This is a genomic window from Candidatus Megaera venefica (genome assembly GCF_034554655.1).
GTDB lineage: Bacteria > Pseudomonadota > Alphaproteobacteria > Rickettsiales > Rickettsiaceae > Megaera_A > Megaera_A venefica.
The window spans coordinates 1-9,788 of the sequence record NZ_JARJFB010000068.1 but is presented as its reverse complement, the minus strand read 5'-3'; the positions used below and the strand labels follow the sequence as shown (position 1 = coordinate 9,788).

General features: G+C 36.4%; 14 protein-coding genes. 9 read left to right on the top strand and 5 right to left on the bottom strand.

The features are described from left to right. From Megvenef_RS05085 to flgB, 5 genes are all read right to left on the bottom strand, one after another. The coding region (locus tag Megvenef_RS05085; protein WP_322776028.1) for a transposase at positions 1-328 on the bottom strand (328 nt) is incomplete at its 3' end. A gap of 89 nt (positions 329-417) precedes the next feature. Further along, positions 418-582 carry a hypothetical protein gene (locus tag Megvenef_RS05080; protein WP_322776899.1) on the bottom strand — a complete coding sequence of 55 codons (165 nt, stop codon included), beginning with the start codon at positions 580-582 and terminating at the stop codon, positions 418-420. 396 nt (positions 583-978) lie between these two features. Further along, a complete protein-coding gene (locus Megvenef_RS05075; protein WP_322776898.1) occupies positions 979-1,419 on the bottom strand; it encodes a flagellar hook-basal body complex protein FliE in 441 nt (146 codons plus the stop codon). A 2-nt stretch (positions 1,420-1,421) separates the two neighbouring features. Beyond that, a complete protein-coding gene (flgC, locus tag Megvenef_RS05070) occupies positions 1,422-1,901 on the bottom strand; it encodes a flagellar basal body rod protein FlgC (RefSeq protein ID WP_322776897.1) in 480 nt (159 codons plus the stop codon). An 11-nt stretch (positions 1,902-1,912) separates the two neighbouring features. Next, on the bottom strand, positions 1,913-2,416 hold the full coding sequence (gene flgB, locus Megvenef_RS05065; protein WP_322776896.1) for a flagellar basal body rod protein FlgB: 504 nt from the start codon (positions 2,414-2,416) through the stop codon (positions 1,913-1,915). A 227-nt stretch (positions 2,417-2,643) separates the two neighbouring features. On the opposite strand from flgB, the gene Megvenef_RS05060 reads away from it, so the two are divergent. The 9 genes from Megvenef_RS05060 to Megvenef_RS05020 all read left to right on the top strand — a co-directional run. Further along, the gene (locus tag Megvenef_RS05060) at positions 2,644-3,018 is read left to right on the top strand and encodes an NADH-quinone oxidoreductase subunit A (protein ID WP_322776900.1); all 375 of its coding nucleotides are present in this window, start codon (positions 2,644-2,646) and stop codon (positions 3,016-3,018) included. Between the two features lie 29 nt (positions 3,019-3,047). Beyond that, entirely contained in the window at positions 3,048-3,554 is a 507-nt protein-coding gene (locus Megvenef_RS05055; RefSeq protein ID WP_322776895.1) for a NuoB/complex I 20 kDa subunit family protein, read from the top strand. A 4-nt stretch (positions 3,555-3,558) separates the two neighbouring features. Beyond that, positions 3,559-4,155, top strand: a complete 597-nt coding sequence (locus tag Megvenef_RS05050; protein WP_322776894.1) for an NADH-quinone oxidoreductase subunit C — start codon at positions 3,559-3,561, stop codon at positions 4,153-4,155. 18 nt (positions 4,156-4,173) lie between these two features. Beyond that, positions 4,174-5,478, top strand: a complete 1,305-nt coding sequence (gene nuoD / locus Megvenef_RS05045) for an NADH dehydrogenase (quinone) subunit D (RefSeq protein WP_322776893.1) — start codon at positions 4,174-4,176, stop codon at positions 5,476-5,478. Next, a complete protein-coding gene (gene nuoE / locus Megvenef_RS05040) occupies positions 5,475-5,987 on the top strand; it encodes an NADH-quinone oxidoreductase subunit NuoE (protein WP_322776892.1) in 513 nt (170 codons plus the stop codon). Before nuoD ends, nuoE begins: the two co-directional genes overlap by 4 nt. A gap of 155 nt (positions 5,988-6,142) precedes the next feature. Continuing rightward, positions 6,143-6,781: a hypothetical protein gene (locus Megvenef_RS05035; protein WP_322776891.1), complete on the top strand. Its 639-nt coding sequence runs from the start codon at positions 6,143-6,145 to the stop codon at positions 6,779-6,781. Beyond that, positions 6,768-8,033: an NADH-quinone oxidoreductase subunit NuoF gene (nuoF, locus tag Megvenef_RS05030; RefSeq protein WP_322776890.1), complete on the top strand. Its 1,266-nt coding sequence runs from the start codon at positions 6,768-6,770 to the stop codon at positions 8,031-8,033. Before Megvenef_RS05035 ends, nuoF begins: the two co-directional genes overlap by 14 nt. Next, positions 8,030-8,896: a spermidine synthase gene (locus Megvenef_RS05025; protein ID WP_322776889.1), complete on the top strand. Its 867-nt coding sequence runs from the start codon at positions 8,030-8,032 to the stop codon at positions 8,894-8,896. Before nuoF ends, Megvenef_RS05025 begins: the two co-directional genes overlap by 4 nt. A 99-nt stretch (positions 8,897-8,995) precedes the next feature. Beyond that, on the top strand, positions 8,996-9,788 hold a 793-nt coding region (locus tag Megvenef_RS05020), incomplete at its 3' end, for a glycosyltransferase family 2 protein (protein ID WP_322776888.1).

Sequence of the window (9,788 nt, the reverse complement as noted above, 5' to 3'; positions counted from 1 at the left end):
CTTCAGACACATCAAGATCTTGCTGCAAATATTCATAACCACAAAAATATTGCCAATAAATATTTTCCTTTAGCTCTTCCTCCGTAAACGAATCAGAACCGTTGTACATAGCTTGAAGCATTGATAGTGCTAGCATTACTCTATGATCTTTCTTATTTCTACCAAATTGCTTGATTTCAATGTTAGGCAATGCTCTGGCTTCAAGTTCAGACCAATTTACTAAATCCCTTAGTTTATATAACTTGTTTTTAGGATTTAGTTTTGTAGATAATTTCTCTTCAAATAACCTTTCTTGTTTTTGGAGAAAAGTAATATTTTCTATAGGCATAATTTTAAAATCCGTAAGCTTTATGCGGTAATTATACCATTTTCTTATGGATTTTGTAAGCTGTTTATGACATGAAACCCCTTGTTAATTCAGGCGGGGAGAGTTTTGACGGAGGGACTATATACTTCTTGAGCCTGTTGATCTGCAGGAGATAAATGTGCAATTTTTTTACCACCAGAACGCATTCTTTTTATAAGAATAAACGCAACTACAGCACATATTACAAGAAGAATAATATTAAAACTAGAAGACATAAGCAGATAAACCTTTTTTGTATTATAACGCCAGCTTGGATAAGAGGCCTATGCAATTTTAGGCATTTTTTTAGCGAAAAATATACATTTTTTGATAAAATAGGTTACCCTATTTTGAGAAAAACGTGTTTTTTACAGCAAAAAAGTGACAAAGTGGCGCGTGTTCCGTTATTCAAACTGATGTTAAAGGCTAAATTTACAACTAGTGACTTTGCTGAATCTATAAAAAAACAAACACTTACTATGAATGGAAAATTGTTGTGATTGAGATACTTCTGATGTCAACTACTTAAACCAATCGAAATATTGATTATCCCTAGTTGAGTTTAAAATTAGACCATTGTATCGAAATAAAATCAAAAAAATTCACATGTACCATTCAAAAATGAAATAATATTACATGCTCATATTCATGACTCTATCAAAGGCTTCAAGAAATTTATCACGGACTTTAACCGTACTATCCATAATATTTTTAGCTTCAGTTGTAGCTGTTAATAAATCAATTAGCGACGCCTGACCAACAAGAGACTTTCTGGCGACATTCTCTTGCTTTGACACAGAAGAGCGCAAAGCATTAGTGGCACTACCAATAACTCCACTAATGTTTCCACTACTTGCAACAGCGTAATAATTTACTCCTGAACTTCTTGCACCTTGAATATGACTTAGAATTTGCGCAGGAGTCATTTTAGAAAAACTATTAAACTGGTTATCCACCATTTGGTGGAAACTAGCTGCCTTATTCACTGACGCTTCTGAAAACTCAACCTTTGGTCGCTCTTGAATCTGCGAATAACTTTGCTGTGCTAATAATCCAATACTATCAATTGCCATAATTACCTGCCTATCGCTTCTACTGTCTTTTGCATTAAAGAATTACTCACCTCTATAACGCTCAAATTTGCTTCATAGCTGCGCTGAGCTTCACTAGCATCGGCACGCTCGATTTCTCTTGTAACATTAGGATATTTTACTAACCCTTCTTCATTTGCTGCTGGATGGTATGGATCATACTTAACAATAAATTCTGAGTTATCTACATCTACTTTTTTCGTTCTTATAACATTCGTCCGAAGTTTTTTATCATATTTGTTTTCAGGAAAAATAACTTTACGTCGGTACGCATCTGCACCAGGCGTGGCACCGGTAGAATCTTGATTAGCTAAATTCTCTGCAGCTATCTTAAGCCTTTCTGCTTGAAATTTACTTCCATGGGCTGCAATTTCTACTGCCTGCTTCAAATTATCAGCAAAAGTTTGTATAGCACCAGATACTGCAACCATAAACACTACTATTAGTAAAAAATATCTTTTCATAATCTTTTATATTACTTACTTAACACCGATGAAAACAAGGAATTTGTAGTTGCATAACCTTTCACAGCCGCTGCGTAATCAGTTTTGTTTTGAGAAAGCTTGGTCATCTGTTGCCTTAATGAAACATTATTACCATTTTTCTTTATCTCATCTGGATCTTTAAGTTTTTGGCTGGTGAATTTTCCTTCCTTACTTTTTGAACCGGCCATATGCCTTTCTGAAGTAATTTTCATCTGAACATTATGGGTAGTTTTTCCTTCCCCAGAAAGCTCGTCAAGACTCTCTGGCATAGAAACTTCATCAGCTTTATAACCAGGAGTATTAATGTTAGCAAGATTTTGTGACAAAACCTTATTTCGGTAAGCACTAATTTCTAGATATGACTTAAATAAATCTTTAGTTTGGTGCTGCTTAGCTGCCTTTTGTTCTGGCCTTAACAATGCCATACGCTGCCCGCTCTCTGCAAATGCATGGCTTGCAATCATTATAATTAATACAGTTAACAGTCTTTTCATAGAATTAAATACCAAACTGCTGAATAATTGTTAAACTTTATCTTAACCTAAAACGTTTAATTTCTCAAACCCTTTTTAGTATTTTGCGATAAAAATTATACCCAATTATTGTTACAAAAATATACACAATATACTTCGTTTATTCTATTAATTTCAGATTCCCATTGATATAAAGTGATATATGGTGTAGCTAGTAGAATTACATGGCAATAAAATTGACAAATATTATGCAGCCCAGCGCTCAATTTCTAGGCGAATATTTACCAATTGTTGTTTTCTTCGGAATAGCAACAGTACTATCTGTCGTAGTCGTAATCTTACCAAAAATCTTAGCCACTGAAAAACCAAGCAAAGATAAGCTCTCAAGCTACGAATGCGGGTTTGATGCGTTTGACGATGCTAGAGGAAAATTTGATATCCGTTTTTACTTAGTTGCCATATTATTCATTATTTTTGATCTCGAAGTAGCGTTCTTAATACCATGGGCAATTAATTTAAAAGCTATTGGTCAATTTGGCTTCTGGTCAATGATGGTTTTTTTATTGGTATTAACGGTTGGTTTTGTTTACGAATGGAAAAAAGGCGCCCTTGAGTGGGAATAGTGATTATTTAGTTGAATCAGTGTGTATTTATGAAAAAAGAGTTGATTAATCAAGATAGCTTCTTCGAACAAGAATTATCAGATCGTGGTTATGTATTAACTAAGGTTGATGATTTGATTGGTTGGGCAAGATCAAACTCCCTTTGGCCAATGACGTTCGGCCTTGCTTGCTGCGCTGTGGAAATGATGCAAGCAGCTGCCAGTAGGTATGATATGGATAGATTTGGCTTTTTGTTTAGACCTAGCCCAAGACAAGCAGATTTAATGATTGTAGCCGGGACCCTTACTAACAAAATGGCACCAGCGATGCGAAGGGTTTATGATCAAATGGCCGATCCAAAATATGTCATTTCGATGGGTAGCTGCGCTAATGGAGGCGGGTATTATCATTATTCATATTCTGTAGTCAGGGGCTGCGATAGAATAGTTCCCGTAGACGTCTATGTTCCTGGATGCCCTCCAACAGCAGAGGCTTTAATTTACGGACTAATGCAGTTACAACGCAAAATCAAAAGAACAAGCAAATTTAAGGGTTAAGAATATGGATTTTTTGCATATTATCGATAAATTTGCCAATGATAATAATCTTCATCTCGCGCCAATTAGTATCAAAGAATTTGCTGCCTATAAAATTAGTCAAAATGATCTTCTCGCAATACTAAAGTTTACAAAAGAGCATAAAGACTTGCGCTTTACAATACTTACAGACTTATTTGCCGCAGATTTTCCAGAACGCCAAGAACGTTTCGAAGTTGTGTATAGTCTCCTTAGCCTGAAATTAAATAAAAGATTATTGTTTAAAATTGATGTTGAGGAGAATCAGACAGCACCTTCTGTTACAACTATTTTTAGTGCCGCTTGTTGGTATGAAAGAGAAGTGTTTGATATGTATGGCATCGAGTTTGAGGGGTGCCCAGATATGCGCCGTATTCTTACTGATTACGGCTTTGTTGGACATCCATTGCGTAAAGATTTTCCACTAACAGGTCATGTACAAGTACGATATGATGAAAAACTTGAAAAAGTCATTTACGAGCCAGTGCTACTTGAGCAAGAATTTAGAAATTTTGACTTTTCTTCTCCGTGGCAAGGCAAAGAAGGACTAAAACTTCCCGGTGATGAGAAAGCAACAAAATAAGTACACATTTGGAACGTTATGATAAAGAATAAAAAAGAAACTAATCTTTCCTCAAAACTCGCTACAAAAGAACCTAGGCTAGGAACCCATGGTAATACGCGTAAAGATCAAAGCGCCAAAAAAGCGTCAACATCTATACCTCTGGAATTAGAGTTTCAAAAGAAGACGACTACTATTAACTTTGGTCCACAACATCCAGCAGCTCATGGAGTCCTACGGTTGATCTTAGAGATGGATGGAGAAGTAATTAATAAATCTGATCCACATATTGGCCTTTTGCATCGCGGTACTGAAAAATTAATTGAACATAAAACCTATGCTCAAGCAGTACCCTATTTTGACCGACTTGATTACGTATCTCCTATGTGCCAAGAACATGCTTATGCTCTGGCTGTAGAACAACTTGTTGGTTGCGAAGTACCGATACGTGCGCAGTACATTCGCGTTTTGTTTTCTGAGCTTACCAGAATACTTAACCATACAATGAATATAGGTACTCAGGCTGTTGATCTCGGAGCAACTACTCCTCTTTTGTGGCTATTCGAGGAACGTGAAAAAATCATGGAATTTTATGAAAGAGTATCTGGCTCGCGTATGCACTCAAACTATTTTAGACCAGGAGGAGTAGCATCAGATTTACCAGACGGCCTCTTAGAAGATATAGCAACTTTCAACGGACAGTTTTTAAGTGTTCTAGCAGATACCGAAACTTTGCTAACAAATAACAGAATATGGAAACAAAGACTAGTTGGCATAGGCGTTGTAAGCCAAAAACAAGCAATGGATTGGGGGTTTTCTGGACCAATGCTAAGGGGGTCCGGGATAGAGTGGGATTTGCGCAAAAGCAATCCTTATGAAGTATATGATAAGATGGATTTTGATGTGCCAATTGGAAGAAATGGAGATTGTTATGATCGCTATTTGGTACGAGTTGAAGAAATGTACCAGTCCGTAAAAATTATTGATCAATGCATTAAAGCTATGCCAAAAGGCGAAGTACATTCCATTGATGCCAAAATGATTCCGCCAAAACGAAGCCATATGAAAGAGTCAATGGAGGCTATGATTCATCACTTTAAGCTATATACCGAAGGATATAATGTGCCAGCAGGCGAAGCTTACGGTGTAGTTGAAGCGCCTAAGGGTGAATTTGGTGTATATTTATACTCCGATGGTACAAACAAACCTTATCGATGCAGAATAAAAGCCCCTGGGTTTGCTCACCTACAAGGACTTGATTTTATGACGCGTGGTCATCTAATGGCAGATGTAGTATCAGTTATTTCTAGTCTTGATGTTGTATTTGGAGAAATAGATAGATGAGTAAAAAACAAGAAATATTTATCTTCAGCAAAGACAGTATAGCCAAAGCCGAAGAGATTATAGCTAAATATCCAGCTGGTCGCCAAAGAAGTGCTATGTTACCCTTGCTTGAATTAGCCCAAAGACAGAATGGTGGATGGTTATCTACCGCAGCAATTGAACACGTAGCAACATATCTGTCAGAACCATTTATGCGAGCTTATGAAGTTGCAACCTTTTATACGATGTTTAATCTAAAACCCGTTGGCAAATACCATATTCAACTATGCGGAACAACGCCTTGTTGGCTAATCGGTTCTGACGAAGTGATGAAAGCCTGCGAGCAACACGCTAAGACAAAATGCGGTGAGATGTCCGAGGATGGTCTCTTTACGATTTCAGAGGTTGAATGTCTTGGCGCTTGCCGGAATGGTCCTGTAATACAAATTAATGATGATTTCTATGAAGACCTGAATGCAGAAAAAGTTGCTGAGATAATTGAATCTTTGAGGAAAAAGAAAAAAGCGTAATTAAGAATTTATGCTATAATACGAATGGGTCATACTAAGTAAAAAGTCATCCCGGACCTGGTCCGGGATCTCATGAGATCCTGAAACGAGTTCAGGATGACTATGTATAAATGTATCAGCACTCAGTTTAAACAACTATAATCATCAGGAAACAAGTGAAAAAATTGTTGATTTTACTATTTACCATTACTCCACTAGTTACCATGGCTGACTATATTAGCAATGGTTTTTTTATAGTTGATAAACATCTAGATTTTGATAAAACAATCCGTTCTGGCAAATGTCATGGAACAGTGCCGTATCCAAAACTCACAAACGAGGATGAAGAGCTTTTCATGAAAATTAATGATGAAATTCATGATTTTGTAGAACTCTACAGTATTTGTAACAGTGGGGAAAGAAACCACTTTTCAGTAAGTTATGATGTACCAAATTCAGGAACAAAAGATTTTTTCAGTGTTCTCTGGCTTACCAAAAAAGATGATAAGTTGTGGCGCATTGACGTATTAAACTTTAATGCCGAAACTGGCTCTCTATTGGATACAGACGATGTATTCAACATTCATAGTAATAATCTATTTAGCGAATTAGTAAAACTCTCAGAAGGCCACTTGAGTTCAAATTGCAGCTGGGAGCAATTTTTGGAAAAAATTGAAAAAAGAGATATCCAATTTTACATCAAGAATGATGACTGGTATCTTGTGTTCAACTCAAGTGAAGCACTTAATAAAGTCGTAGAGATAAAAATTCCTCAATATTTTTTGATACAAAGAGACGATCATGATAACGAATAAAGATAAAATTTTTACCAATATTGACGGTAGCAAGGCCGCTAGCCTTAGTGCTGCAAAAAAGCGCGGTGATTGGGATAAAACAAAATCACTAATTCATAATGGACGCGACTGGATCATTGAACAAGTAAAATCATCTGGCCTACGTGGGCGTGGAGGAGCCGGTTTTTCAACTGGTATGAAATGGTCTTTTATGCCAAAAGATAACCCAAGACCTTCATATCTAGTCGTCAATGCAGACGAGTCCGAACCAGGGACCTGTAAAGATCGTGATATTTTACGATATGAGCCCCATAAATTGATTGAAGGATGCGTTATTGCGTCTGTTGGGATTGGCGCACACACTTGTTATATATATATACGCGGAGAGTTTTATAATGAGGCCGTTATACTTCAAAAAGCAATAGATGAAGCTTACGATGCCAAATTAATTGGTAAAAATGCTTGTGGATCTGGTTACGATATTGACGTATACTTGCACCGAGGAGCTGGAGCCTATATTTGTGGCGAAGAAACAGCTTTGCTGGAAAGTTTAGAGGGTAAGAAAGGTCAACCAAGACTAAAGCCACCATTCCCTGCTGGCGCCGGCTTATATGGCTGCCCTACAACTATTAATAATGTTGAATCTATTGCGGTTGTTCCAACAATATTACGCCGCGGTGCAGCCTGGTTTGCTGGCCTTGGAAAACCAAATAATACTGGCACTAAGTTATTTTGCATCTCCGGTCATGTTAATAAACCGTGTAATGTTGAAGAAGAAATGGGCATACCTCTTAGAGAGCTTATTGAAAAACACGCTGGTGGCATACGTGGTGGGTGGGATAATTTAAAGGCAATAATTCCTGGTGGTTCTTCTGTACCGATGATTCCAAAAGATATATGTGAAACTGTCACCATGGACTTTGATTCTCTGCGCAGTGTCGGCTCTGGCCTCGGTACTGGCGGACTAATTGTCATGGATCAATCAACTGACATTATCTATGCCATTGCTCGCTTAAGCAAATTCTACATGCACGAATCATGTGGACAGTGCACCCCGTGTCGCGAAGGAACCGGATGGATGTGGCGAGTAATGATGCGTTTAGTTCGCGGGCAAGCAAGAGAAGAAGAAATCGATGAACTGCTAGACGTGACAAAACAAGTTGAGGGACACACTATATGTGCACTTGGTGATGCTGCTGCTTGGCCAATACAAGGCTTGATTAAGCATTTTCGCCATGAAATTGTAGATAGAATTCGAACCGCAAAATCATGAATTTTATCTTCTCTTTCTTAAATAATAAAAAACTAGCGAAAATATTAGCATTTTTCGTTGCAGCTCTTATTTTACTCATTACTTCACTCGTTGTTATAAAAAATAACAACCGACCTAAAATATTAATTAAGAAAGAAAGCAACTTTGGACCTGTATGGATATTTGAGGAAACCGGCCAAAAATGCATGACTTTTATCGAACCACCAACACCAATAGTACAAAGCTGCGCCTTAACCGAAAATCCTAAAATAGTTCTTCATGGCTATGTGAAACTATTCCTTAGTACTTTATTCTTTAATGATAACCCACAAAAAATATTAGTAATTGGCCTAGGGGGAGCGAGCGCTCAGAATGCATTAAATATATTGACTCCAACAGCTCAAATCGATACAGTTGAGATCAATGCTGTATTACCTAAAATTGTTGATCAATATTTTGGTTATAAAGAAGATTATCGTAATAAAATATTTATAGAAGACGGCGCGATATTTGCAAAAGAATCTGCAACAGATATCTATGACATTATTCTCATTGACGCATTTAACGCTGATTATATACCGCCACAACTTTTAACTGATGAATTTATGCAAGACATCAAAAAGATGTTGACACCAAAAGGCATTGTGGCAATCAACACTTTCACTGTCAGCAAAACCTATGATCTTGAATCTGACCTATTCAAGCGTAACTTCGGTAAGTATTATAATTTGATTTTCAACACATCACGAATCATGATAGCCACAAAAAATGAGCTTCCAACTTTGCCAGAGATAGTAGCTAAGTCAATTTTATGGCGATACAGATTTGTTGAAGTTGGCGTTGACCAGAATGCAATATTGGGATTGTACCAAAGTCCAAATTAAGAATAGCACAAATGATATAACTATTCATGTTGAGAATGTTATAATAGATCCAATCCCTGAATATCCTTACTAAACAGAATACGAGACCACATATATTAAATGAAAGAAAAAATAAAACTTAGTATAATAATACAAACCTATAATCATGAAAAATATATTGCCCAAGCATTAGAATCAGTTTTAATGCAAAAAGTAGATTTTGACTATGAACTAATAGTTTGCGAAGATTGCTCTACTGATAAAACCAGAGACGTAATTTTACGATACGCAGATAAGTTCAAAAACATAAAACTATGCTTTAATAAAAAAAATTATGGAGTACTGTTTACTTTTATGATGTCTAAATATAATTGTACCGATACAAAATATATTGCCATTTTTGAAGGTGATGATTATTGGACTGATCCAAATAAATTACAGCAGCAAGTTGATTTCTTAGATAAAAATGAGGGTTTTGTGGGATGTTCACATGACACGGAGATGCTTTATGAAAAGGAGAAGCGAAGAGTCAGAATGAATGAAAATAAAGTTGTAAAACCCGTTAATGTAATTGCTGATATTATTGAAGGGAAATTTTATGCCCATACATCTTCTTATGTTTGGCGGAATATATTCAAAGAAGGATATCCTAAAGAAATGTGCTATAATCAGACTCTCACGGGCGACTGGTTCTTATCGATGCTCTATGCTAAACATGGCAAAATTAAATATATAGATAGAGTAATGTCTTGTTACCGATTAACAGGAGAAGGGTTATGGTCAAAATTATCAGAATCAGAACAAAGTTTTGGTATATTTAGAGCAAAATATATATATAATAAATTGTTGAATCATGAGCATAGATTTGCTACATTGTACGAAGACTGTAGTTGGTTTTTATTCAAGCAAAGTG